Source organism: Haladaptatus sp. ZSTT2, from assembly GCF_037081775.1.
GTDB lineage: Archaea > Halobacteriota > Halobacteria > Halobacteriales > Halococcaceae > QDMS2.
Genome location: NZ_JBAMHQ010000001.1, coordinates 831,295 through 855,709, shown reverse-complemented (window position 1 = coordinate 855,709; position 24,415 = coordinate 831,295). Strand labels below are relative to the sequence as shown.

At 60.3% G+C, this 24,415-nt stretch carries 28 protein-coding genes; 16 read left to right on the top strand and 12 right to left on the bottom strand.

Going from position 1 to position 24,415, the window contains the following annotated elements; translation table 11 throughout:
• Positions 1–173: 173 nt before the first annotated feature.
• Genes V5N13_RS04660 through V5N13_RS04650 form a run of 3 tightly spaced genes read left to right on the top strand, consistent with a single transcriptional unit; the run spans position 174 to position 1,944 of the window.
• Positions 174–455, top strand: a complete 282-nt coding sequence (locus V5N13_RS04660; RefSeq protein WP_336359817.1) for a hypothetical protein — start codon at positions 174–176, stop codon at positions 453–455.
• 32 nt (positions 456–487) lie between these two features.
• Positions 488–1,456 carry an aldo/keto reductase gene (locus V5N13_RS04655; RefSeq protein ID WP_336359816.1) on the top strand — a complete coding sequence of 323 codons (969 nt, stop codon included), beginning with the start codon at positions 488–490 and terminating at the stop codon, positions 1,454–1,456.
• 38 nt (positions 1,457–1,494) lie between these two features.
• Complete coding sequence (locus V5N13_RS04650; RefSeq protein ID WP_336359815.1) at positions 1,495–1,944, top strand: GerW family sporulation protein; 450 nt, start codon at positions 1,495–1,497, stop codon at positions 1,942–1,944.
• Here V5N13_RS04650 and V5N13_RS04645 read toward each other — a convergent pair.
• Positions 1,941–2,867, bottom strand: coding sequence for a DMT family transporter (locus V5N13_RS04645; protein ID WP_336359814.1), 927 nt, complete (start codon positions 2,865–2,867; stop codon positions 1,941–1,943). The two genes, V5N13_RS04650 and V5N13_RS04645, sit on opposite strands and share 4 nt — an antisense overlap.
• A 36-nt stretch (positions 2,868–2,903) precedes the next feature.
• A complete protein-coding gene (locus tag V5N13_RS04640; RefSeq protein WP_336359813.1) occupies positions 2,904–3,401 on the bottom strand; it encodes a CBS domain-containing protein in 498 nt (165 codons plus the stop codon).
• Between the two features lie 105 nt (positions 3,402–3,506).
• Here V5N13_RS04640 and V5N13_RS04635 point away from each other — a divergent pair, with 105 nt between their 5' ends.
• Both V5N13_RS04635 and V5N13_RS04630 read left to right on the top strand, forming a co-directional pair.
• The gene (locus tag V5N13_RS04635) at positions 3,507–4,142 is read left to right on the top strand and encodes a ribonuclease H (protein ID WP_336359812.1); all 636 of its coding nucleotides are present in this window, start codon (positions 3,507–3,509) and stop codon (positions 4,140–4,142) included.
• A gap of 3 nt (positions 4,143–4,145) precedes the next feature.
• Complete coding sequence (locus V5N13_RS04630) at positions 4,146–4,679, top strand: DUF1684 domain-containing protein (protein WP_336359811.1); 534 nt, start codon at positions 4,146–4,148, stop codon at positions 4,677–4,679.
• On the opposite strand, the gene V5N13_RS04625 is transcribed toward V5N13_RS04630, so the two are convergent.
• Complete coding sequence (locus V5N13_RS04625) at positions 4,676–6,931, bottom strand: NADP-dependent malic enzyme (protein WP_336359810.1); 2,256 nt, start codon at positions 6,929–6,931, stop codon at positions 4,676–4,678. The genes V5N13_RS04630 and V5N13_RS04625 overlap by 4 nt on opposite strands.
• An 85-nt stretch (positions 6,932–7,016) precedes the next feature.
• Entirely contained in the window at positions 7,017–8,045 is a 1,029-nt protein-coding gene (locus V5N13_RS04620) for a DUF7544 domain-containing protein (RefSeq protein ID WP_336359809.1), read from the bottom strand.
• Positions 8,046–8,147: 102 nt separating this feature from the next.
• Between V5N13_RS04620 and V5N13_RS04615 the strand changes: the two genes are divergently transcribed.
• From V5N13_RS04615 to V5N13_RS04595, 5 genes are read left to right on the top strand one after another with little or no spacing between them, the layout of a single operon-like run.
• Positions 8,148–8,642 carry a COX15/CtaA family protein gene (locus V5N13_RS04615; protein WP_336359808.1) on the top strand — a complete coding sequence of 165 codons (495 nt, stop codon included), beginning with the start codon at positions 8,148–8,150 and terminating at the stop codon, positions 8,640–8,642.
• Between the two features lie 44 nt (positions 8,643–8,686).
• Positions 8,687–9,541 (top strand): basic amino acid ABC transporter substrate-binding protein, encoded by an 855-nt coding sequence (locus V5N13_RS04610; protein WP_336359807.1) that lies wholly within the window; start codon positions 8,687–8,689, stop codon positions 9,539–9,541.
• A gap of 8 nt (positions 9,542–9,549) precedes the next feature.
• Positions 9,550–10,242: an amino acid ABC transporter permease gene (locus tag V5N13_RS04605; protein WP_336359806.1), complete on the top strand. Its 693-nt coding sequence runs from the start codon at positions 9,550–9,552 to the stop codon at positions 10,240–10,242.
• Positions 10,239–10,991, top strand: coding sequence for an amino acid ABC transporter ATP-binding protein (locus V5N13_RS04600; protein WP_336359805.1), 753 nt, complete (start codon positions 10,239–10,241; stop codon positions 10,989–10,991). The genes V5N13_RS04605 and V5N13_RS04600 overlap by 4 nt, the downstream gene beginning before the upstream one ends.
• Positions 10,988–11,968: an amino acid ABC transporter permease gene (locus V5N13_RS04595; RefSeq protein WP_336359804.1), complete on the top strand. Its 981-nt coding sequence runs from the start codon at positions 10,988–10,990 to the stop codon at positions 11,966–11,968. Before V5N13_RS04600 ends, V5N13_RS04595 begins: the two co-directional genes overlap by 4 nt.
• Positions 11,969–11,999: 31 nt before the next feature.
• Here V5N13_RS04595 and V5N13_RS04590 read toward each other — a convergent pair whose 3' ends face one another.
• Positions 12,000–13,445: a replication factor C large subunit gene (locus tag V5N13_RS04590; RefSeq protein WP_336359803.1), complete on the bottom strand. Its 1,446-nt coding sequence runs from the start codon at positions 13,443–13,445 to the stop codon at positions 12,000–12,002.
• An 88-nt stretch (positions 13,446–13,533) separates the two neighbouring features.
• On the opposite strand from V5N13_RS04590, the gene V5N13_RS04585 reads away from it, so the two are divergent.
• From V5N13_RS04585 to V5N13_RS04565, 5 genes are read left to right on the top strand one after another with little or no spacing between them, the layout of a single operon-like run.
• Positions 13,534–14,373, top strand: coding sequence for an SDR family NAD(P)-dependent oxidoreductase (locus V5N13_RS04585; RefSeq protein WP_336359802.1), 840 nt, complete (start codon positions 13,534–13,536; stop codon positions 14,371–14,373).
• A gap of 57 nt (positions 14,374–14,430) precedes the next feature.
• Positions 14,431–15,018, top strand: a complete 588-nt coding sequence (locus tag V5N13_RS04580) for a GNAT family N-acetyltransferase (protein WP_336359801.1) — start codon at positions 14,431–14,433, stop codon at positions 15,016–15,018.
• A complete protein-coding gene (locus tag V5N13_RS04575) occupies positions 15,015–15,659 on the top strand; it encodes a GNAT family N-acetyltransferase (RefSeq protein ID WP_336359800.1) in 645 nt (214 codons plus the stop codon). Before V5N13_RS04580 ends, V5N13_RS04575 begins: the two co-directional genes overlap by 4 nt.
• The gene (locus V5N13_RS04570) at positions 15,649–16,269 is read left to right on the top strand and encodes a GNAT family N-acetyltransferase (RefSeq protein WP_336359799.1); all 621 of its coding nucleotides are present in this window, start codon (positions 15,649–15,651) and stop codon (positions 16,267–16,269) included. The genes V5N13_RS04575 and V5N13_RS04570 overlap by 11 nt, the downstream gene beginning before the upstream one ends.
• Positions 16,270–16,308: 39 nt before the next feature.
• On the top strand, positions 16,309–16,884 hold the full coding sequence (locus V5N13_RS04565; protein ID WP_336359798.1) for a transporter: 576 nt from the start codon (positions 16,309–16,311) through the stop codon (positions 16,882–16,884).
• Here the strand turns inward: V5N13_RS04565 and V5N13_RS04560 are convergent.
• Positions 16,851–17,336, bottom strand: a complete 486-nt coding sequence (locus V5N13_RS04560; protein WP_336359797.1) for a GNAT family N-acetyltransferase — start codon at positions 17,334–17,336, stop codon at positions 16,851–16,853. The two genes, V5N13_RS04565 and V5N13_RS04560, sit on opposite strands and share 34 nt — an antisense overlap.
• Before the next feature lie 24 nt (positions 17,337–17,360).
• Complete coding sequence (locus V5N13_RS04555; protein WP_336359796.1) at positions 17,361–18,014, bottom strand: metal-dependent hydrolase; 654 nt, start codon at positions 18,012–18,014, stop codon at positions 17,361–17,363.
• Positions 18,015–18,083: 69 nt separating this feature from the next.
• Here V5N13_RS04555 and V5N13_RS04550 point away from each other — a divergent pair, with 69 nt between their 5' ends.
• The gene (locus V5N13_RS04550; RefSeq protein WP_332899647.1) at positions 18,084–18,794 is read left to right on the top strand and encodes a helix-turn-helix domain-containing protein; all 711 of its coding nucleotides are present in this window, start codon (positions 18,084–18,086) and stop codon (positions 18,792–18,794) included.
• A 1-nt stretch (position 18,795) separates the two neighbouring features.
• Here the strand turns inward: V5N13_RS04550 and V5N13_RS04545 are convergent, their stop codons facing one another.
• From V5N13_RS04545 to V5N13_RS04525, 5 genes are all read right to left on the bottom strand, one after another.
• Positions 18,796–19,122 (bottom strand): hypothetical protein, encoded by a 327-nt coding sequence (locus V5N13_RS04545; RefSeq protein ID WP_336359795.1) that lies wholly within the window; start codon positions 19,120–19,122, stop codon positions 18,796–18,798.
• Between the two features lie 127 nt (positions 19,123–19,249).
• The gene (gene hmgB, locus V5N13_RS04540; protein ID WP_336359794.1) at positions 19,250–20,587 is read right to left on the bottom strand and encodes a hydroxymethylglutaryl-CoA synthase; all 1,338 of its coding nucleotides are present in this window, start codon (positions 20,585–20,587) and stop codon (positions 19,250–19,252) included.
• Positions 20,588–21,300: 713 nt separating this feature from the next.
• Positions 21,301–22,872, bottom strand: a complete 1,572-nt coding sequence (locus V5N13_RS04535) for an Ig-like domain-containing protein (protein WP_336359793.1) — start codon at positions 22,870–22,872, stop codon at positions 21,301–21,303.
• 61 nt (positions 22,873–22,933) lie between these two features.
• Positions 22,934–23,515 (bottom strand): DUF2150 family protein, encoded by a 582-nt coding sequence (locus tag V5N13_RS04530; protein WP_336359792.1) that lies wholly within the window; start codon positions 23,513–23,515, stop codon positions 22,934–22,936.
• Positions 23,516–23,553: 38 nt separating this feature from the next.
• Positions 23,554–24,390: a TatD family hydrolase gene (locus tag V5N13_RS04525; RefSeq protein ID WP_336359791.1), complete on the bottom strand. Its 837-nt coding sequence runs from the start codon at positions 24,388–24,390 to the stop codon at positions 23,554–23,556.
• Positions 24,391–24,415: the final 25 nt, after the last annotated feature.

Sequence of the window (24,415 nt, the reverse complement as noted above, 5' to 3'; positions counted from 1 at the left end):
TTGCGCGGGCTTTGAAGAATAAGGACAGATTTTAGGCACTCATGAAACGTTTTCAGATTGTTCTTGAACCGTGAAATGGGAGAAAACTGTCCAAACGCTCCACCCATTATATGCTATCTCCTGTCGTAGAGATGTGTGAGGTAAATGGGGTGTCCGCCATGAACGAATCCGCCATGAATGAAAACAGGTCCTCTCTCGCCGCCCGCCGCGATGCGGGCGACTCTGGAGACCCGACTGCATCGCTCGCAACCGTCGCTGCGAACTACCGAGACGAGCTTGTCCGCTCGTTTGAAGCCGCTGCCTTCTGGTCTGCAATCGCACTGCCCTTCCTCCACGTGCCATTGCTCCTCTCCGGCCTCACCACGACCGCAGAACAGGTCGCGTTCGTCTCACTGCTCGCACTCAACGTGATCGCCCTCGTCGTGGGTCACTCCCACCACGAGAGCGAACGCTGAGGATTTATTCTGTTTCGGGAGCTAGCTCGGATATGGCTCTCGATTTCGTCCCGCTTGGCCGCACTGGTCTCCAAGTCTCTGAACTCGCCTTTGGCACCTGGCGGTTCGGCCGCGAGAACGACCAGGGCGACATCGAAGTTGACGCAGACCGTGCACACGAACTTTTAGACGCCTACGAAGCACACGGCGGTCGCTTCATCGACACTGCAGACATCTACGGCGACGGCCGCGCAGAGGAGTACATCGGTGACTGGCTCGCCGGGCGCGACCGCGAGGAGTTCGTCATCGCTTCGAAGGTGTACTGGCCAACGCGCGCCGACCCGAACGGCCGCGGACTGAACCGCAAGCACCTCAGGAAGGAAATTGACCGCATCTTAGAACGACTCGGCACCAGTTTCGTCGACATTCTGTACATCCACCGCTGGGACGACGACACCCCGCCAGAGCAGTTCATGCGAACCCTGAACGGCCTCGTCGAAGCCGGGAAGGTGAACCACCTCGGCACCTCGACGTTCGAGCCGAACGCGTGGAAAGTCACCCGCGCGAACGAGATTGCGGACCGCCGCGGCTACGAACCGTTCACCGTCGCCCAGCCACGCTACAACCTCGTCAACCGCGAAATCGAAGGCAACTATCTGGAGATGGCGAGCTACTACGACCTCGCCGTCGTGCCGTGGAGTCCCCTCGCCGGTGGCTTCCTCTCGGGGAAGTACAAACGCACCGAGGAACCGCCTGCGGGAACACGCGGTGCGACTGACTCGCAGTTCGCAGACACCTACCTCACGAGCGCGAACTTCGACGTGATGGAGGAGGTAGAGGAGGTCTCCCGCGAAGTCGGCGCGTCGCCCGCCGCCGTGAGCCTCTCGTGGCTGCTCCATCACGACGCGGTGACGGCTCCGATTATCGGCGCGCGCACGGTCGAACAGCTAGAAGAGAACCTCGCCGCAACCGACCTTGCGCTGTCGCGCGACCAGTTCGAGCGGCTGGCGAACGCGAAATAACGGTTATCCTGTTTCCCACCCAACTGTTCTGCGAGAAAATGGACGCACAACCGATTCAGACACTGGTCGAGCAACTGCGCTCGTCTGCGAGCGTGACCGCCGTCTACGGCAACCCAGTCGAACACGCGGATAAGACGGTGATTCCGGTTGCGCGCATCGCCTATGGCTTCGGTGGCGGGTACGGGCAGAGCGACAGTGCGACCGGAGCGATTGACAGTGACAAAAGAGCGGGAGACGAAGAAGAGTCAATAGACAGCGAGGAGAGAACGGACGGAGCGACCAGTACGGAGACCACAGCAAGCGAGGCAGATGGCGAAGGTGCCGGATTTGGCGGGGGTGTCGCGGCGATGCCCATTGGCGTCGTCGAAATCACCGATACGGACACGCGATTCATTCGATTCAGCGACCGAAAACACACCGCGAGAACCATTCTTCTCGGGATATTCATAGGACTCCTGCTCAGCCGCAGTCTGCGACGGCGCGATTAATCAGTCGAGCCGTCGCTCTGGGCAGTCCCCAACAGTTCCGTGCGAATGTCACGGCCTTTGAGCAGGAGAAAGCCGGTGAAGATGACGAGGAAGCCAGCGACGGTGTACTGGTCAAGCCCTTCCTGTAAGAACAGGAAGCCGCTGAGCGCCGCGAAGATGGGCGCGACGTAGGAGACGAGGTTGATTTCGACGGGGCCGAGGCGTTCTAACAGGTCGAAGTAGATGAGAAAGCCAATCGCACTCGCCACGACCGAGAGGTAGGCAAGCGCGAGCAGCCCCTCGTTCGTCCAGACGATGTCTCCGAGCGACTCGTTCGGGAGGGCGAGACTCACGGCGTGCATGAGCAGCGCCCCGCCGAGCATCGACCACGCCTCCATCGTTTCGATTGGCAGGCGGGCGTCAATGCGCCGGGTCAGCACGCTACCGAACGAAAACGAGAGCGCGGCGAGGAATACCAGTCCCTTTGCGACCACGTCCTCGGTGAGGAGGTTCGCGGGGTCGGGCCGGGCGAGGATGGCGACGCCGAGGAGCGCGATGACCATGCCCGCGACGCCGGCGGCGGTGAGTCGCTGGCTGGGCAAGAGCGCGCGGGCGAACGTCGTGGTCAAAATTGGCGAGAGGCTGATGATGACGGCGGCCGCCGCGCTCGTCGTCTGGGTTTCACCGACGAACAGGAAGATGTGGTAGCCAGCAATCATCAAGACGGCCCCGACGGTGACGAGCCACCATTCGCTTCGCGTGCGGGGCAGCCAGTGGTCGGTCACGTAGACGGCGTAGGCGAGCATGAACACCGCCGCGATATCGTAGCGGAGGGCGGCGAACAGCACGGGCGGGAAGAATTCCAGCCCTGCCTTGATGGCCATGAACGCAGACCCCCAGATGGCGGCGAGGAACACGAACAGGAGTAGATTCCGATAGCGCACATCGGGAATGGCGTGTCAGCGAGCCTCAACCTTTCGTTAGGCAACGCGTTCGCCGCGAAGCGCAGCGAGGATGTCGTCGCGGGTGATGATGCCGACGAGCACGTCGGCTTCGACGACGGGCAAGCGATTGATGTCGCGCTCCTCGTCGGTTACGAGGTCGAGAATCGTGGCCAAGTCGTCGTCCGGGGTGACCGTCACCACGTCTTCGGTCATCACGTCTTTGATGGGTTTTCGCGCGTTCTTTGCGAGGTCAATGTTCACGTCCACGTCCTTCCACGAGAGGTCGAAGCCGTAGGTCTGGCTTTCGATAAACGGCGGCAGGCCAATCGGAATCCAGAGCGTCCGGTCCGACGGCTGGAAGATGTGAACGAGGTCGCCTTGGGTGACGATGCCCACGACGTGATTCTCGTCATCGACGACGGGAAAGCCGTTGAATGAAGCCCGCGCCAGTCGGGTCAGTACGTCGCTCACCTCGTCGTCGGGTGAGACGGTTTCGACGGGCGTGGTCATGATGTCGCGTGCGAAGAGTGCCATAGCTGACCACACGTCATCCGAGGGGGTAGTGGTTACGGTGCCCTGACGTTCCAGTTTGCTATACTAAGACACACATTTAAATCATCTGGGAACATATCGGGTTACATGGCCGTGTACGGCCGACGCACCCTTCGTAACCTGTTCGACGATTCGCCCACGCCGCACATCGCACACCCCCCTCGCACTCACCATCGCCATTTTTACGTAGCGACGGATGGGTCGTACCGGGAGTCCGGTGGCGGGTTGGGCGTCGTCATTGAAACGCACGACGGTGAACGAGTGGCTCGGCTTTCAGTGCCGGATTCGCCACCTGATAACAACGTCGCAGAGTACCGGGCGTTACACCTCGGTCTCGACGTGCTCGCCACACGCGCACCACCGACCGCGCGCGTCGGCGTCCTCATTGACCACGAGAACCTCGCGGCGAACGTGAACACGGCGACCATTCTGGCGCAGGATACAGACTGGCTCCCGAACCATCAGTTCACCATTCCGGCGAACGCAGAACACCACTGGCGCGGGATTCGCGCCCGTATCTGCGGGTTCGCAGAGCTCAGAGCCGCACAGATTTCCTCGGGAGAGAATCCGGCCCACTCGCTTGCGAACGCGCCAGACCAGTACAGTCACGTAAACCGCGAGCGGGCGCGGTGTGTGCTTCCACAACCGTTCGACGTGCCACAGTCACCGAGCGAGACGGGCGTTCCGCCGCCGTCGCGAGCAGACCGCCACGCTGGTGACTAACCAATGAGTACTGTAGAAGACCTCGTCGAACAGCGCACCCACAAAGACGAGTTTTTCAAGAATCATCCGCATTCGCCGATTCCCTACGACCAACGCGAGGGGTTTCGTGGTCTGTCGTACTACGACCCGAACCCCGATTTGCGGTTTGTCGTCCCGCTTTCGGAACACGCGGAGAAGGAAGAATTCCTCCTCGAAACGAGTACCGAAGGGGTTCGGCAGTATATCCGGTGGGGCGAGTTCCGCATCGAAATCGACGGCGAGCAAGTCGTGATTCAGGCGTACCGCGCCGACGAACACGAGCTGCGGCTGTTCATCCCCTTCCGCGACCGAACCAGCGGGTCTGAAACTTACGGCGGCGGCCGCTATCTCGACTTAGAGGAGACAGACCGCGAGGGCGAGGCGTGGATACTCGATTTCAACCTCGCGTACAACCCGTACTGTGCGTACTCAGAAGCCTACGAATGCCCGCTGCCGCCGGGTGAAAACTGGCTCCAGGTGCCAATCGAAGCGGGCGAAAAGAACTACGAGCCGAATTAGTTGTTCTCTTGGGCGTCCACGACCGCGACGGACGCAAGATTCACGATGTCCTTGACCTCGTCGCCGCGCTGGAGGACGTGGACGGGCTTGTCCATCCCAACGAGCATCGGCCCAATCGCCTCTGCGCCGCCGAGGCGCTGGAGGAGTTTGTACGCGATGTTCCCCGCCTCAAGGTTCGGGAACACGAGCACGTTCGCCGATTTCTTCAGGTCGGAGAACTCGTAGGTACCGTCGAGGATGCTCTTGACGACGGCGGTGTCCGCCTGCATCTCGCCGTCAACGGGGAAGTCCGCAGCCGGGTCAGTCCGCAGCGTGCGGGCGGCACGTCGAACCTTCGCGGTTCCTTCGTTGTCCACCGACCCGAAGTTCGAGTAGGAGAGCAACGCGGCGCGTGGCTCGACGTTGAACCGGCGGGCGAGGGTCGCGGTGTGTTTCGTAATCTCCGCGAGCACCTCCTCGGTCGGGTCTAAGTTGACCGTCGTGTCCACGCAGAAGATGACGCGGTTTTTGAAGGTGAGCATGTACACCCCAGCGGCGTACTTGGCGTTCTCCGCGGTTCCGACAACCTGCAGGGGCGGGCGTAGGGCGGAAGGATAGTGGTGCGTGAGGCCCGTGAGCATCGCGTCTGCGTCACCCATCTCCACGAGCACGCTGCCGAGGTAGTTGCCGTCGGTGATGAGTTCGTCAGCCTCGCGGCGGGTGACGCCTTTGCGCCGCCTGAGTTCGTACAGCCGGTCTGCGTAGGCGTCTAAGTTGCTCTTGTCTGGGTCGACGATTTCCGGCTCGAATTCGAGGCCGAGGCGCTGGGAGGTCTCCCAGATACGGTCGCGGTCGCCAATCAAAATTGGCTCTGCGATGCCCTGTTCTATGAGCTGGTAGGCCGCGCGCACCATCTTCTCGTCGTCGCCTTCCGCGAGCACGACGCGCTTTGGGTCGAGCTTTGCCTTGTTGAGGACGACGCGCATCATCTCACGGGATTTCCCGAGGCGCGCTTCGAGCTTTTCGACGTAGTGGTCGATGTCGAGTTCGATACGCGAGGCACCGGAGTCGATGGCTGCCTTCGCAACGGCCGGGGCGACTTCGAACAGGACGCGCGGGTCGACCGGTTTCGGGATGATGTAGTCAGGGCCGAACTGAATCGGCTGGTCGCCGTACGCTTTGACGACCGCATCAGGCACGTCTTGGCGCGCGAGACGGGCGAGCGCCTTTGCGGCGGCAATCTTCATCTCCTCGTTAATCTCGCTTGCGCGCACGTCGAGTGCGCCCCGGAAGATGAACGGGAAGCCGAGGACGTTGTTCACCTGATTCGGGTAGTCAGAGCGCCCCGTCGCCATGATAACCATGTCGTCGCGGGCGCTTTTCGCGTCCTCGTAGGTGATTTCTGGGTCGGGGTTCGCCATGGCGAAGATAACCGGGTCTGACGCCATCGACTGAACCATCTCTTGGCTCACGATGCCGCCGATGGAGAGGCCTGCGAACACATCCGCGCCTTCCATCGCGTCTGCGAGGTCACCTTCCGGCACGTCGCGGGCGAACTGCTGTTTGTATTTGTTGACATCGCCTTCGTCTGCGCGCTGTTTCGTGATGATGCCCGAGGAGTCACACATCGTGATGTTCTCGCGCTTCGCGCCGAGCGAGACGTAAAAGCGAGCGGTTGCGATGGCGCTTGCCCCGGCACCCGAGAACACGATGTCGAGTTCGTCGAGGTCTTTGTCAACGACGTCTGACGCATTGAGCAGGGCGGCCCCGGAGATGATGGCGGTGCCGTGTTGGTCGTCGTGGAACACGGGGATGTTCATCTGCTCTCGGAGTCGCTCTTCGATGGTGAAACACTCGGGGGCCTTGATGTCCTCTAAGTTGATGCCCCCGAAGGTTGGTTCCATGGCCTTCACCGACGCGATGATGGCTTCCGGGTCATCAAGGTCGAGTTCGATGTCGAAGACGTCGATGTCGGCAAAGCGTTTGAACAGCACGCCCTTTCCTTCCATCACGGGTTTCGAGGCTTGTGCGCCGATGTCGCCGAGGCCGAGCACCGCAGACCCATTCGAGATGACGCCCACCATGTTGCCCTTCGCGGTGTAGGTGTAGGCGTCGTCCGGGTTTTCTTCGATTGCAAGACACGGCGCGGCCACGCCCGGCGAGTACGCCAGACTCAGGTCGCGCTGGGTGTTTGTCGGTTTCGTCGTCGAAATCTCGATTTTGCCGGGCGGGTCGCGCTTGTGGTATGCGAGAGAATCTTCATCAAGTCCCATGGGTGTACTCCCACAGGGTTCCGTAAAAAGATATGCGAAGTCACAATTCGACACGCGTCGAAAATCTGTGATTCTCCGGCAACGATTACCGGTCGTCGTCTGTCGGTTCGTCCGTGTCTTCGGCTGCGTCCTCGCTCAGTTCCGTTGGGTCGCCCTCGCCGTCTGCGCGCACCGCCCGGCGTTGGTCGGGGATGAGGTCGAACTCTGGCGCTGAGTCACCGAGGACGAACAGCGCGTAGTACCGGAAGAACGTCGTCACCGGCACTTGCACGAACAGCGCGTAGATGAGCAAGAGCAGGCCAATCGGAATGGCGAGCACGACGAGGAAGGCAATGACGGCGTTCGTCACCCCGCCTGCGCCTGCGAACAGCCCGAAGCCCAACAGGGCTCCGATGCCGAGCACTGGCACGAACACGACCGCAAGGGCGATTGCGACGAGGATGCCTCCGGCGATGCCGAGCAGCCAGCGAAGCACGACATAGACGCCGTACTGTTTCCATTGCTCGCGGAGCACTGGCCAGAACCGTCGCCACCCGGCAAGGACGCCGAGGTTTTCGTGCATCATCACAGGGACGACGAAGTCGGTGGTCAGGCTGAGCGTAATTGCTAGTAAAATCGCCACGATGAACAGGAAGGGCAATAAAAAGAGCAAGAGTAGCGGCGTGACTGCGAAGAGGAAGACGGCACCAACCCCGAAAATCGGCGCGAGGATGAGCAAGAACAGCAAGAAGCTGAACACGAACAGGCGTACGCCTTTGCCAAACCAGCGGCGGAACGGAGCGCGGATGTGCACTTCCTCGCTGCGCACCGCGTCTACGAACACGAACTGGAAGACCGAACTCGCGATGGCGAACAACAGCCCGATGAGGAGCAAGACGGCGACCACGACCAGTATGAGCACAACGACGTTCGCTGGCTCTTGAATCGGCGGGAAGTCGCTTGGTGTGTCACCCGACGGCACTGTGAAGTTGGTACCACCGCCGCCGCCACCGACACCGCCGATGAAAAAGACGATGATGGCGAGTTTCAGCCATTTTCGCAGGTCAAACGGAAAGAGGAACTGTCGCGTCGCGGTCAACGCATCCTCGATGTCTTCTATTGCATACCACGACATGTCAACTAGACCATGCGACGGCCACAGGTAAGAAGGTACCCCTCAAACGGACAGCATCCAACTCGGACACATCTAAATACCATCGGGACTGAGTTCCGACCAATGAACCTCCGTTACCGGCACCTCGCCGCCGTAACCGCGGGGCTGACGTACATCCTCATCCTGCTCGGTGTGTACACGAGTTTGATGGGCGCAGGAGCATCGTGTAGCCTACAGTGGCCGCTCTGTGACGGCGGCGTTCTGCCCCAGACCGCAGCTGGCTGGATTGAATGGACCCACCGCCTCGTTGCGATGATAACCGGCTTTTTCATCCTCGGAACGGCCTACGGCGCGTGGAAACACAACCGTGACCCGCGCCTGAAGAAGGCGACGGCCATCGCGACCGTGTTCCTCCCAACCCAGATTCTGCTCGGCGCGGTCACCGTGAAGGGCTACATCTGGTTCGGGAGCATCCAGCACCTCATCGTGCTGGCTCACCACGCGACGGCCATGATTATCTTCGCGGCAACGGTTGCCACGACGGCGTGGGCGTATTCGGCCGCGCGGAGTGAGGCCACGACTTCCCTGTCTCACAGTTCGACGCCTGCGGACGACTAACACATGACGAAACGTTATTACCTCTGACGTGTCCTTTTTACCCCATGGATCGCAAGTTTAGCAGTGACATAGACCGCCGCTCCTACCTGAAGCTCGTCGGAGCCGGTGGCGCAGTCGGAATGATGGGAACCGCAGGCTGCCTCGGAGGCGGCGATGGCGGTGACGGCGAAACGACCACGACCGAAGGCGGAGAGACCGGCACCGAAAACGGTGGCAACGGCGACATGGAAGTCACCGAAATCGTCCCCGGTACCGCGCCCGGCTTCGCACCGTTCGAGTTCAAAGAAGGCGACAAACTCGTCGGCTTCGACATCGACCTGACCACCGCAGTCGTCGAGAACATGGAGGGCTACGAACTCGGCGAGTGGAAGGAGTTCGAGTTCTCCTCGCTCATCCCGGCGCTCACGAGCGAGAACATCGACCTCATCGCCGCGGCGATGACCATCAACGACGAACGCAAGCAGACCATCTCGTTTTCAGACCCCTACTACGAGGCAGACCAGTCCGTCCTCGTCCGCACCGACGGCGAGTTCTCGCCGGGGTCGCTCGACGACCTGAACGGCCACCCGGTCGGGGCACAGAAAGGGACGACAGGCGAGTCGATCGTCCAAGAACAAGTTCCGGACGCGACCTACCGCGCCTACGACAACTACGTCCTCGCCGTGCGCGACCTTGAGAACGGCAACGTCGATGCCGTCGTGCTCGACAAGCCGGTCGCCGAAAACTTCGCCTCACAGAGTGCCGTCGAAGTCGCATTCGTCGAAGAGACGGGCGAGAAGTACGGCCTCGGCATGCGTCAGGATTCGGAGTTCATCGACGCGCTCAACGAGGGCCTCGCTGCCGTCAAAGAAGACGGCACGTACGAGGAAATCGTTAACAAGTGGTTCGGCCAAGAATAAGCACGTAAATGACCCTCTCAGCCCAAATCTTACAGGCGGGTGACTGGGCGTTTATCGCAGAGAACGCTGAGTTCCTCGTCGCCGGGCTGTGGGTCACGATTAAACTCACGATAGCGAGCATCCTGCTCGGATTTTTCATCGGCTTCCCGGCGGGCGCAATCGAAGTGTACGGGCGCGGCCCCGTGAAGTGGGCCGTTGAGACGGCGGGTGTCATCATCCGTGGCATCCCCATCGTCGTCATCCTCGTGTACGTCTTTTTCGTCCTCTCGGTGACGAACGACCCGTTCTGGGCGGCAACGCTTGGCCTCGGGCTTCGCGGGGGCGCCTATCAGTCACAGATTTTCCGTGGGGCGTTCCAGAGCGTCTCCGGCGGGCAGATGGAAGCCGCCCGCTCGATTGGCCTCACGCGCTTGCAGGCGATTCGCTACGTGAGCGTGCCACAGGCACTTCGGCGCAGTGTGCCGGGCTTTCAAAACGAGTTCACTATCGTGCTGAAAGACACGAGTGTGGCGCTCGTCGTCGGCCTCTCTGAGTTGCTCACGAGGGGCACCGACCTCTACTTACAACCGCGGGGCGGGTCTGCCGTCCTCGAAGTGTTCTTGCTCATCAGCGCCATCTACTTCGTGCTCACGTTCGTGACCAACCGCAGCCTCGACTTACTCAACGATTACTATGCTATTCCCGGAGGAAACGACACATGACTGACCCGCTGCTCCGCGTCGAGAACGTCTCAAAGTCCTACGGCGAAGAAGAGGTGCTCCACGACATCAGTTTCGAGATGGAACCTGGTGACGTCGAAGTGCTCATCGGCCCCTCTGGCAGCGGGAAGTCCACGATGCTTCGTTGCGTGAACCGCCTCACTGAAATCGACTCGGGTGCCATCTATCTCGATGGCGAGAACGTCACCGCGCCGAGCTACGACGTAAACGACCTCCGCCGCGAGGTCGGCATGGTGTTCCAGGACTTCAACCTGTTCGCCCACCTCAAAGCCCGCGAGAACATCACGCTCGGCCTGCGAAAGGTTCGCGGCATGGGCAAAGCCGAGGCGAACGAGCGGGCGATGGAACACCTCGAGCAGGTTGGCCTCGCAGACCAAGCCGACTCCTACCCCGCAGAGCTGTCGGGTGGGCAAAAACAGCGCGTCGGCATCGCTCGAGCACTTGCGATGGACCCGAAGCTCATGCTGTTCGACGAGCCAACGAGCGCGCTCGACCCCGAACTCATCGGAGAGGTGCTCTCGGTTATGCGAGCCCTCGCAGACGACGGCATGACGATGCTCGTCGTCACCCACGAGATGAGCTTCGCGCGGGAAGTCGCCTCGGGCATCTCGTTTCTCGCAGACGGGTCGCTCGTCGAACGCGGCCCGCCTGAGCAACTGTTCACGAACCCACAACACGACCGGACGCGACAGTTCTTGAGCCGCCTTTCGACCACGGAGAACCACGGATGAGCGAGACGGCCACCAGTCGAGACCGTCGGGCATTGCTCGGTCGTACCGGCGCGCTCGTTGGCCTCCTCGTTGGCCTGCTCTTCTGGGGGTGGCTCATCGCCCGGTGGCTAAACGCGTGGCTGTTCTCCGGAATAACCGGTATCGGACCAAACGAGCCGTTCGTCTCTCCATCGATTTTCGGCGGTATCGCAGAGACGCTCACCGCAACCGCGTCCCTCCTCGGGCCGCTTGGCGGGCCGGTATACCTGACTGGCGAGTTGTTCCTCTACGCCGCACAGACCCCAAATGGGCTTCCACAGCTTGCCGGAGCCGTTTGGCTCACCATCGTGCTCACCGTACTCGGCCTCGGCCTCGGGCTCATCATCGCCGTCCCGCTCTCGGTTGCGCGGGTGTACGGTGGCACCGTCTCCCGGAGCATCGCACTCGGCTACATCGAACTCATTCGCGGGACGCCGTTGCTCGCCCAGCTGTTCGTCCTACACTTCGGGACGGGTCTCTCCTCGTTCATCCGCGAGTTCCCCGGTGTTGGCCAGAGCATCATTCCAGACCAGTTCATCTGGGTGGCCATCATCGGTTTCACGATCAACAGCGCGGCGTATCAAGCCGAATACATCCGCTCTGCGCTGTTGTCCGTAGAAGAAGGACAGCTCACCGCCGCGCGCGCAGTCGGCCTCTCGAAACTCGAGGCAATTCGCTACGTCGTGCTCCCACAGGGGCTGCGCTACGCGATTCCCGGCTGGTCAAACGAGTTCGTCTACCTCATCAAGTACTCCTCGCTCGCGGCGTTCATCACCGTCCCCGAACTGTTTTTCACCTCACAGGAACTCGCCACCGTGGGCTATCAGATTACCGTGGTGTACACCCTCGCGGCGCTCATCTATCTCGCGCTCGTGCTCTCTGCGTCGAAGCTCATGAACCGCATCGAGCAGGCCGTCTCCATCCCCGGCCTCGGGCACGTAACCGGCAGAACCCACTGACAACCCTCTTTTTAGCAATCAGAAAACCGCGTCACATGAAGTCGCTGAGGCCAGATTGCGAATCGCCGCTTTCCGTCTCTTCGCTCGATTCGTCCGACGCGGCTTCTTCGTCATCGCTCGTTTCTGACTCGTCAGCCTCATCGTCAACGTCCATCGACGTGCGGTGTGCGCCCTCGAACGCGCCGCCCGAGTGCTCGACGGCTGCTTTCTCCTTTAACTCGTCTGCGTCTTCGACGATGCGCTGTACCTTGTTTGTGTCCTTCCCGCTGCCCGTGAGAAACGCGAGGTGGTCTGCGTCTAAGTCGTAGCGGGCGGCCACCGCCACCGTCAGGTCACGATTCTTGCAGTGGTAGGTCATCCCGGCGAGATACGGGAGGATGTCGCGTCGTGCGCTTCCCATCGACACGCCACTTGCCTCTGCGATTTTCTGGGCAATGTAGTCGCGCTTGTTGCGGGTTGCCTTCGAGCGCCCGAGTTTCGACCAGTAGCTCGGCGGCCCGTAGCGCGTCCACCCGCCTTTCGTGCCGTTGCGCGAGGCGGCTACACCCGCGGTCATGTTGTCGCCCGCATACCGCCAGTAGGAGTAGTTCTGCGTCTTGCGCACGCGTCCGAGCCAGATGTCAGCCTTCCCGAGGTGGTCGTAGGCGTCGGCCAACTCCTCACCCTCGAAGTCTTTGGGCATGTTGTCCTCTATCCAGTTGATGAGGTCGTCGGGCGTCTCGTCTACGTCGTAGGACTGTTTGAGCGCTTCCTCTGCGTCGAGTTTCTTGATGACATCATCGAGGTAGTCGAAGATGCCGGTCGAGCGGTCGCGCTCGCCCGTGATGACGTTGTCTGCGGTCAGCCGGTCGGTCGATTCGGCGAGCGCTTGGAGGTCGTTTACCGCCCCTCGAAGGTCGCCCTTGTTGGCTTCCGCGATTTTCTCTAAGGCGTCTTCCTCGTACTCGACGCCCTCTTTCCGACAGAGATCGCGGAGCACGGGGACAATCGAACGCATCCGCACGTCGCGAAACTCGATTGCTTCACACGCGTTGCGCAGCGAGTTCGACATGTCGTAGAACTCGTTTGCGATGAGTACCATCGGCTGACTCGCTTCTTTCACGAGACGAGTGAGCGCCCGCGAGCCGCCGCGGTCTGCGTTGCCGTGGATGTTATCCGCCTCGTCTAAGATGATGAGCCGTCGCTCTGCCGTGCCCGTTTGGGTCAGCGTACCGCTTTTGGCTGCCTCGCCCGCCACGCGCTCGATGACGCTCGCGGTGCGCTGGTCTGAGGCGTTGAGTTCGATGGTGTTCCAGCCAAAATCGTTCGCCAGCGCGTGGACGGCGGACGTCTTGCCGACGCCGGGACTGCCGTGGACGATGGCGGCTTTCCGGTGGGAATCCCAGCTCTGTGCCCACTCTTTGAGGGCCGTACGGGCCTTGTCGTTGCCGCGTACCTCAGAAAGCGTCGTCGGGCGGTACTTCTCCGTCCAATCCATTGGCACACGGTAGGTGCGAGCGGCGTTTAGTGGTTGCGGAGCCGTCGTGATACGCGGGATTTTCTTCGCGCCCTTCATAGGCCTCTCTATGCCCACGCTCACAGACACCGTCGCACTCGTCACCGGGGCGAGCCGGGGCGTTGGTCGGGGTATCGCCCGCGAACTCGGCGCAGCTGGCGCGACCGTCTACGTCACCGGGAGAAGCGTCGCGGGAAACGTAACCGAAGACCTGCCCGGAACCGTCACAGAGACGGCCACGCTTGTGGACGAAGCGGGCGGCACCGGCATCGCGGTTCGCTGCGACCACGCTGTCGATGCGGATGTCGAAGCCCTGTTCGCACAAATCGAACGCGACCACGGTCGCCTCGACCTGCTCGTAAACAACGTCTGGGGCGGCTACGAGGAGTACGACGACACGTTCGACGACCCATTTTGGGAACAGCCGCTCGACCGGTGGGACCGGATGTTCGATGTGGGCGCTCGCGCCCATTTCACGGCCAGCCGCCTCGCCGCGCCGATGATGCGCGAACAGGAACACGGCCTCATCGTCGGCATCTCGTCAGGTGACGGCGAGAAGTTCCGCGGCAGTACGCCCTACGACGTGGCGAAAACCGCGGTCGATAGGCTCGGAAAGGCGATGGCTCACGAACTGAGAACAGACGAAATCACCTCGCTCGTTCTCTACCCCGGATTCACCCGCACCGAGCGCGTGGAACAGGCGTTCGAGGAGATGGGGGAGGACCCACCCGAGGAAACGCACTCACCCGAGTACGTCGGGCGTGCGGTTGTGGCGCTGGCGACAGATTCGGACGTGTTCGAGAAAACGGGCGGCATCTTCGCGGTTGGCGATCTCGCCCGCGAGTACGGCTTTACGGATACGGACGGACGCCAGCCGCCGCGATTCGAACTCGACACCGACGAGTTGTAGGGTTGCGTGAGTGGGTCCAACGACACCTTTTTCGCACTACTCCGCGCCTGTACGCATATGTTTCCCGAGGAATTCGAGACCGATCGCCTGCGCTTTGAGCAGGTGTCACTCGATACGCTCGACCCGGTTTCGGTCTATCCCTATCACTCGTCTGAAGCGGGTATCGAGGAGGCGACGCAGTACATGTCGTGGAGTCCCCACCGGACGCTCAAAGACACGTGGGATTTCGTCAAACAGGTCGGCGAGGCGGTTGAAGCCGGAAACGGCGCAGTCTACGCCATCTACCCGAAAGACGGCGAACCGGGCGCAGGCGAGTTCGCGGGCACGACTGGCCTGCATTGTGACTGGGACAAGCGCACCGCCCGTTTCGGGATTTGGCTTCGGAAAAAATTCTGGGGGCGTGGCTACTCGGGTGAGCGTGCGGCCAAACTCATGGAACTCGCCTTCGAGCGCCTCGACTTAGAACTCGTCGCCGTCGAACATGTCGTCGAAAACGAGCAGTCGAAACGCGCCATCGAGAAGTACGTCGATGCCCACGGCGGCCGTCTCGACGGCATCATCCGCAACCACATCGTCATCGACGACGAGCCACACGACGCGCTCCGCTACACCATCTCACAGGCCGAGTGGGAGTCGAGTAAATGAGCCACCTGTTCCCCGAGCAAATCGAAACAGAGCGACTCACCCTCACACGACTCTCGACGGAGAACCTCTCTGTGCGTGAGTTCTACGACATCTGCAAACCGTCGCCCGAGATGGAGGAGGTCACGAAGTTCATGCCGTGGGAGCCACACGCGACGATGAAGCCGACCCAGGAGTTCTTCGAACGCCGCGAAAAGCTGTGGGACGACGGTGAGGAAGCCGCGTATTTCATGGTTCCAAAAGCTGGCGAGAGCGGTGTGGGCGAGTTTGCAGGTACTGCCACGCTCCACTGTGACTGGGAACACCGCGTTGGCGGCCTCGGAACGTGGCTCCGCAAAGCCTACTGGGGTCGGGGTTACTCGGGCGAGCGCGCCGCTGCGCTCATGCAACTCGCCTTCGACCGACTCGACTTAGAGTACGCCAAAGTCACCCACCACACCGAGAACGAGAAATCCAAACGGGCCATCGAGAAGTACATCGAGGCACACGGTGGCCAGCGGGACGCCACCCTCAGAAACTGGTTGCCCTACGAAGACCACGTTTCAGACCAAGTCTACTACTCGGTGAGCCAGTCCCAGTGGCGCGAAGCTGTGGACGGCAGACCGAAGGCTGCGTTCACGGAGGTCATCGACCATGCCGAGTAGTCTGTTCCCCGAGCGTGTCGAAAGCGAGCGCCTGCGCTATGAACCACTCCACGAGGTGCTGGACGCCCTCGACCTGTACGAGTACCACCGGACCGGCGAGATGGATGCCGTGATGCAACCGCTTGGCGAGAAGCCCCACGCCACGCCAAAGAAGTCGATGGACGAGATGGAAGCGGCGAAAAAGGGGTGGGAATCGGGTTCGCGAGCGACTTACGCTATTACCCGACGCGAAGACGACGAATTCGTCGGCGTCGCAGAACTGTGGATGGAGTGGGAAAAGCGCGTGACATCGTTCGGGACGTGGATTCGAGAACCACACTGGGGGCATGGCTACTCGGGCGAGCGCGCCGGGGTGATGCTCGCCATCGCGTTCGACTACCTCGACCTCGAGTACGTGAACGTCGGCCACGAACCCGACAACGAGCAGTCAAAACGCGCCATCGAGAAGTACGTCGAGGCGTACGGCGGCAGGCGGGATGCCACGCTCAGAAACTGGCTGCCGCCCGGTGACGAAGGCGGGCCGCGCGATTTAGACACCTACAGCATCTCGCAGGCCCAGTGGCGCGAGAACGTCACCGACGAACTGGCAACGATTCGGATAGTCAAATAGCCAGAATATTCATATTCCCTTCATTGCCTCGAGGTGCATATGGCACAGCAAAACTCGATTCCCGTCGTTCGCGGGACACTCGCCGGACTCGCTGCGTACCTGTTCGGGTATCTCGTCACCTACCTCTTGGTCGCTCCCCGGATTGACGACTTGTTTGCGGTGCAAGCGTTCGAGTTCTTCACGGGTGAAAATCCCGTCTGGAAGCTCACCGGCTGGCTGTTCTACAACGAGCATTTCGTCTCCACAATCGTCCCACGCCTCGCGGGGTCTGACATGGTGAACTTCCTCGTAGAAAGCGACGACGGAAGTGCAACGCTGCTGTTCTTCCTTCCCGTTCTATTGATCGTCGTTGCGGGCGCACTCGCCGCACGCAGCCAGTCAGGCACGAACACGTCGTCGTCGGCAAAAGCCGGTGCAACAGTCGTGCTTGGCTACGTCCTTCCTGCACTGGTCGGCGCACAACTGTTCCGCCTTGATCTCGGCAACTCGACGGCTGGCCCAGATTTCGTCACCGCAATTCTCGTCGCAGGGCTGCTCTATCCGCTGATTTTCGGGGCTCTCGGTGGCGTGCTCGTCTCGTTCTACAGCTCCCGACAGACGAGTTCGCCCCAGTGAGCGAACTCGTGGCGGTCGTAGAACGCCATCGCCCGCGCGTTGTCGCCGTCCACGTCGAGAACGATACGGTTGAGGGGGAGGTTCTGGTCGCGGGCGAGCGCGAGCGCACCCTCCATCAACTCGTCTGCGACGCCGGTGCCGCGATACTCTGCTGCGACGAAAATCTCGTTTAACACGGCCGCATCCCAAATCATCGACATGGTTTCTGGCAGCACGAACACGTAGCCGACCAGTTCGCCTTCCTCTACGGCCACCGTCATGCAGCGTTCGTCTGAGTCACCACACCGTGCCACCCACGCCAGATACCGCTCGCGGTAGTCGTCGGTGAGTTTCGCTTCGTACTTCTCCTGTTTTTCGTCGCCGCCGGTCTCACTGCCGAGGCCCAATTCAAATCGCGTTTTCAGTTCCCACAGCCCTTCGCGGTCTGTCTCCGGGTCGTACGGTCGAATCATGCGTATGCTTTCACACCCGGAAAGTCAAGGTTTGCGTGTCTCGCGGAGCCGTCCCCAGAGAACGATGAGACTCGTCACGATGAGCAGCAGTTGCCAGCCCGATTGGGCAACGGGGAAGATTCTGTCCACTTCCGGTGGTTCCCTCCCCGGATTCGGGTCGATGCCACTGTTGATGTGCACCTCTTGTGAGGAACCAATTGCACCGAGGTTTGGGCTACTGCCCGTCGAGAAGTCAACGAACGTCTGGACGATACCACGATTCGTAGAGTAGAGCAGTTCACCAGAAACGCGGTAGAACTGGTCGTGGATGGGATAGAACACGTTTGCGCCCGCCGTAAAGAGGTCAAGCCCGATGCCCGCGATGGCGAACGCGACGATGCTCACCCACGCAATCCGTAGGCCGCGTGTGCCCCATCGCTCCCGGAGCCACGACGGCTCTCTGTGGCTATCTGCGTACACCACCACGGCAGCGAGAAGTGGGATGAGCAACGTGTGCAACACAGAGCGGTGGCCACCGGCGATGAAAAAACCAGCAAACACGTCGAGATCGGGGATGATGGTCACCCCGAGAACGATGGCGAGCGACCGCTTGTCGAAGGCGTCACCGAGAAGCCCCGCGGCGAGCAGCCCGGCAAGCGCGACGTGGACAACGGTTGAGGGCATGACAACCTCTACCACATGAGTCGCCCTGAGCATTTCGGGAAAAACGTCGAAACCATTTTACGATGAACGACGAACCCTTGCGCAATGACCGACCGCGGCGCACGTCGTGACCTCGCAGAAAAAATCGCGGGCGAGATTACGCTCAGCACAGACCCCGGGGCGACGCTCAGAAAGTGGCGCACCGACTTCGACATCTCACAGACCGACCTCGCAACCCAACTCGACGTCTCGTCGTCCGTCATCTCAGACTACGAAAGCGGGCGACGAAAGAGTCCGGGTATCGGCGTCATCCGACGCATCGTCGAAGCCCTGCTCGCCATCGACGAACACCGCGGTGGTGGCCGGATTCGCCAGTACGCCCGCGTCCTCTCTGCAGGGTTCGAAAGCGACATCGTCCAAGACCTCCGCGAGTATTCGACGACCATCCCCCTCTCTCGGTTCTACGACGCCATCGACGCCACCGAAGTCGCCTCCGGAAACCAGTCTACCATCGCCGGGCACACCGTCGTAAACAGCATCGAAGCCATCACGCGCTTATCGAGCGAGGAGTTCTACCGCCTTTATGGACAGAGTACGAACCGCGCGCTCGTGTTCACGCACGTCACCCGCGGCGAATCGCCGCTCGTCGCCATGCGCGTCGTCACGCCCACGCCGAACGCCGTCGTCCTCCACGGCCTCACCGAAGACGACCTCTGGGAGCACGCCCCGGCGCTCGCTCGCATTGATGGCTTCTCGCTCGCGGTGACGAACAAAGACTTAGAAGAGATGCTAGACGCGCTTCGACAGCTACCCTGACTTACGGCGCGGCGTCCAACCCCTGGTCGATGAGCCGTTGCATCTCATCGCTTATCTCTTCGATTTCGACCATCACGTCCTCTGCGACGAGTTCGTGGCTCGTCATCGCCGTCTCGTCTGGATGGTCGGGCGCGTTCACAATCGTCTCGTAGGTGATGGTTCCGATTGCGTCGTCACCTTCCATGACAATCGCTTGGTCGACGTCGAACTGGTCCATTAACTCCTCGACTCGCGCGACGAGTGTGTCTTTTCTGACCGTTACGAAATCCTTCCCACCGATTTTGACGTGTTTGTTCATCGTAGTACCCTCAATTGACGGTGCTGGCATTGCTGACCACCCGTCACACCTGTCTCTACGCGGGGACAGATAGTTAACTATCCGGACGATTCTCAGCGTGAGAGACCACAAACGCCGTTCAATCCACCAAAACGACCGCAAAAGCCGGAACTTTGACTTACTCGACGAACCGGTACTTGCGTTCGTCCATGCGGCCCCAGCCGTCGAAGACGAACTCGTTTTGCGGGACCGTGAACTCCTCTACGTCCACGTCTTTCTCGTGGTTGTGTACGTCGTGGATGTGCTCGTAGTCGTCGAAGCTAATCTCGTAGCGGTCGTCGAGGTGGTCGAGGATGTCGATAGCTTCAATTTCCTCTTTCCAGCCTTCCTGGACGATTTCCGAGTGGACTTCCGCCTGTGCACCACTGCCGTAGGAGCCAACGAGGAGCTGCTCGCCGGTCATGTCCTCGCCTGCTTCGTACGCCTTGATGAGGCCGCTCACGCGGGCGACGTGGACGGAGCCGGTGTACCAGTTGCCGACGTGGCGTGCGAGATAGAGCGTCGGGTCGACCGTGTTCGCGTACCACTCTTGGTAGGCATCGGTGCGTTTGAGGTCGTCCATGTACGCGCGGATGGCTTCGGTGTAGTTCTCCTCTGAGTCGAACTCGGCTTCGCGTGGCTGGCGGCCAATCTCCGGTTCGAGTTCGTCTTCGACTTCAGTGTCACGGATGATGTGGCGGAAGCCGAGGAGTGCGGCCTTGCGAACCATGCCGGGGAACGGCGTGTGGAACGGCGCGAGGTTCACGTCGTCGAGTTCGACCTTTCCCGCGACCGATTCGTAGTCTTCGAGCGCCTCGCGCATCCGGGCGAGGTACACCTGCACCGAGCGCTTGCCGTCGACGCTTGGGAACTGCTGGTTTGGTTTGAGGAAGTCCGTCTCGTCTGCGCTGCCAAAGCCCTGCTCGGTGCTGAGCGTGACGAGCGATGGGTCTTCGCTGATGAGCATGGCAACCGCACCGGCCCCTTGGGTCGCCTCGCCGGGGTCGCCACGGGCGTAGAGGGCGGTGTCCGTCGCAATCACGAGCGCGGCGCGGCCACGATGCCGTCCGGCGCGAATCCAGTTGTAGGCGTCGTCAATCGACTGCGTGCCCGCGACACAGGCGAACTTGCGCTCGCCTTTGTTGGCGTGGTGGAAGTCGCCGTCGTACACCTGTTCGAGACAGCCGGCGATGTACGTCGAGACGGGCTTTGAGTTGTCGAACGCGCTCTCTGTGGCTACGTCGATGCGGCCGATGTCCTCTGGCGTGAGGCCCTTTCGCTCCATCAGCTTGTAGGCGGCGTTCGCGCCCATCGTCACAATGTCTTCGTACACGTCCGGGAAGGAACTCGCGTGGAGGCCGAGGCCTTTCGTATACTTCTCTGGGTCGTCGCCCATCTCCGGGGCGAACACCTCAGCGAGGTCCATTTTGAGCTTCCCTGTATGAATCTCAACGGCGTCAATTCCGACTTTTGTCATGGCTGTATCCTGTGTAGACCAAGTATATGTGTTTGTCGTCTGGACTATCGACAGGTGTCGAAAATTACGCCACCCAGTGGCATGGCGTCGTGCCCTGACTGGTTGGGGCCAATCACGAAACTCAATCGAAACTGATGTTCTCTCCGATGCTATTTTGTTCGATGATGGATTTATCCGCTTTCGTTTTGATGGAACCGAGCACAAACCACGTCCTGGAAATCGGCCGAACTGCATGACTGGCTGTTCCCGAATTCGAACACGAAAATAACCTGCTCGTCGTCTATGGTGACAGTGTCGTCGTTATTCACCAATCATTGGAATTAGTACTGTTCGCTTATTTCTAATGCATGGTTTCTGCTATACTCGCCAATTATTCCTTGGGTTATATCTTGGTTATTTGATGAATCTGAGACGATGAGTGATACTACCCAATCATCGAGTGTTCTCCTATCTGAGTCCACTCAGCTAAACGTCACGGTGCCTGATTCGTCTTTTCCACCTGGATACACTGTTTGTCTCCCACCTTCGTTTCCGGTTTCGTCATAGAGAACAAAATCGTTGACAGCTCCTCCAGAAAGACTATCCTCGTCAGTCGCTTTCCATCCTACCGTAACATCATATATATTGTTGCTATTTGCATCCTATACGCTGACGGTGTCGATTGAGGCAGCCGGCGGTGTAGAGTCGCCGCTTCCACCGCTTCCGCCGTTATACTACTCACCAGATGCGATGAAGTACGTCGCCGTCTGTCCCGAGTCAAAGGTCACAGAGAGCACCGCAAAGTCTCCCTTCGAGACCTTTTTATCAAAGTCGAGAATGACTGTCGTCGTGTCACCCGCTGTCACCTCAATCTCGTTCGGTGAAAGTTGCTTGAATTTTCCGCCAATCGGTAGCTCAGTTATTCCGCCAACCGCTTTGTCGCTGATGTCGGCTTTAGTGTGCCCGCTCTGCCCTGACCCATCGTTATAGAAGAAACTGAGCCGTGCAGCGGTGATGTTCGTCGTCGTTGACCCGGTGTTCTCTAAGTCGAATTCCAGGATAGTGTCACTGGATCCAGTCCGCGCATCGACCAACCGAATATCTCCCACCTCTGCCGGATTAATCTCAGTCCCCCCGTCACCGTTTCCGGACTCTTCACTCACTTCAATGGTGAAATTCACTCGTTCGTAGTTAGTCGAATTGCCCAGGATGGAGGCAACCACCGTGTCCGATTGCTCCGAATTCGGGGCCGTGTACCTAAACTCGAACTTCCCGTTCTGGTCGGTTGTGTTTGATATGGGGGCGAATTTCGTTTCATTGGACGAATTTACGACGACCCCACTCACGGGGTTGTTGTACCGGTCTTTGACTGTCACTGTAAACCGTTCGCTCGCACCAGGAGCGACCGTCTGATTGGGTTTGTCCGTCGTGATGTACGTCGCGCGCTCCGATTCGACTTGTGTGCCGACGCCGACTTTTGCTAGCCTGAGGTTGTACGTTTCGTCGCCTTTCAAGACGAGGGTAATCGTGTTTGGACTGCCCGGGGTGTAGGTAGTCTCGTCGAGATCAACGAAACCGCCATCGGCCACCGACTGATCTTCGAGAGTTTCGAGCCACTGTTCTTCGCTCATCCGCGTCGGGAGCGTGATGCGAACCGGTCCGGTCGAAGTGTTCGTAATCGCAACCGTCTCAGCGGAGACGCTCACGGGTCGCGCATTTAGCGTAACACTCCCGGTGGTCGATTCTTGGTACTTCCCATCGAGCGTGATGAGGGTTATCTGCCGTCCGTTGACGATGCTCTGGTCTGCGAGGACTCGACTCGTCGAATCCTCGAACTGATTGAACAGAATCGAGTGTTCGTAGCTGGTCGTCGGGGCGTTCCGGTACTCGTTGTAGTTCGGGCGGTACTGGAGGCCCTTCGTCTCGAACTCGTGGCTGGTGACCGTTTCCCAGTACGGATTATCCCCGACTGTAGCCGCATTTTCTATCGAAATCGTCCCGAGCGATACGGTTTCGAGCGTCCCGCCGGGGCGACCCGGATTCACGCTGAACACGCGCTCTGCATATTGGGTGCCAAGCGTGACCGACGCGGGCTGCTCTGTCCCCGTGCCCGCGGTCCTGACGAGGGCGTTTCGCATGTCCACCAGCTGGTCTTGCACCTGGAGGTTGTGGTTAAATTCGACTTCCTTGTTGTTCTGTGGAACGACGGTTGCCTGATATAATGATAGTGCGATAATCAACGTTGCAAACAGGAGCACGGCTCCAATCTGGATTGCTTGCCCCCGTTTGTCGCCCCACAGTCGCATGGGCTATATCAGCAGGGAGTCAATAAAAAGTCTCTGCCAACTGACTATCCTGTATTGTGGCTTATTCGTCGTCTTCTTCGACGACTTCGGGGTCGCTCATCGCGTTGTGGAGGCTGTCGAGGCCGTTTACCCATTCGGTGACGAGCCCGTATTCGAGTTCCTCTGCGACGGCGAGGTCTAAGTCGTTGCCGTCGATGATGCGCGTCCCGGCCTGCACGCAGTAGCCAAGCGCGGCGTCTAAGTCGTCTTCTGCTTCCGCGTCGCCCGCGGCGACGATGTACTCTTCGACGCTCGCATCCTCGGCCACCCCATCGAGGATGTACTGCTCTGCGGCGTAGAACACACACAGCAGCGAGGTCTGGACGCCGTCAACGAGCATTGCTTTCTCCTCGTCTTCGAACTCGACGTCCGCGAGGACGATTTCTCGAATCTTCGCAAGCTCTTCTTGGGCTGCCTCCGTGTCGATGTCACCGTCTGAGTGGCTAGTGACGACCTTCACAATCGCGATGGCCGTATCGTCCTGCAAGTTGAGCAACAGGCGCGCTGAGTCTTCGTCTTCTGGGTCGATTTCTTCTTGTTGAATCCGGTCTAACCAGTTCTGCCACCGATCCTCAGTGTAGAACTCTCCAGGGGGCGTGCTCATACCGTGGAGAAACGGGTGATACGTGATAAGCCCTGTGTTCAGTAATCTATCGTGTCAATGTCATACACGGCCTTCGGCGTCTCGACGTGTGCGACCCGAACGGCCTCTTCGTGGCCCGATTCGAGCAGCCAGTTCACCCGCCGTGGAACCGTTTTCGGCCCCAACACCGCACCCGGCCGGTCGGGGTCGTCGATGAAATCCGTCTCCATCAAGAACGGCTTGTGTTCGGTGAGCGCGAGTTCGAGCCGGTCTTTATCGGCAAGCACGCTCGGCGTCGGACCGGCGAGTTTGCCCCCTGAATAGTGCTTGACCACCTTGTGTTCGGGAAGCCCCCGGGCTTCGGCCCACTCCGCCACTTCAGTCAAATCCTCGCTCGTCTCAGTGTGGAGTTGCACCGCGCAGTCGTGCTCCGCGCCGAGCGCGAAGGCTTGTTTCATCACGTCGTTCGACGCCTCCCACACAGCATCTGCAACCTCGTAGTGCGGCCGCCCGGACTTGAGCGCGAGCGCACGCCCGTCGTCGACGAACTCGGCTGCCACGTCGAGGCCGGTCTGCATCAAGTCGCGCGCTTCTGCCGGCGAGAAGTCGCGTTCGCCAACCAGCCGCGAGATGAGCGCCGGGTGGACGCCGAGGACGGCCCACGCGCGCCCATCCAGAAGTTCCGTCGCCTGCTCGACCGCGCCGACGGTCAACTCGAAAACCTCGCGGAAATCGGCTGGGCCATCGACCTCGCGGTCGAGCAGGTGCCACGACGGTTTGTTGACGACGAGCAGGTGGGTGCCACCGGCGCGCGCGAAGTCTTTGACGGCTTCCTCGTTTCGACCGTACACCGGGTCAAGGTGCATATGATTGTCGAGAACCGGGGTGTCGGGCATAGCTGAGTGCGGGGCGCGCACGAAA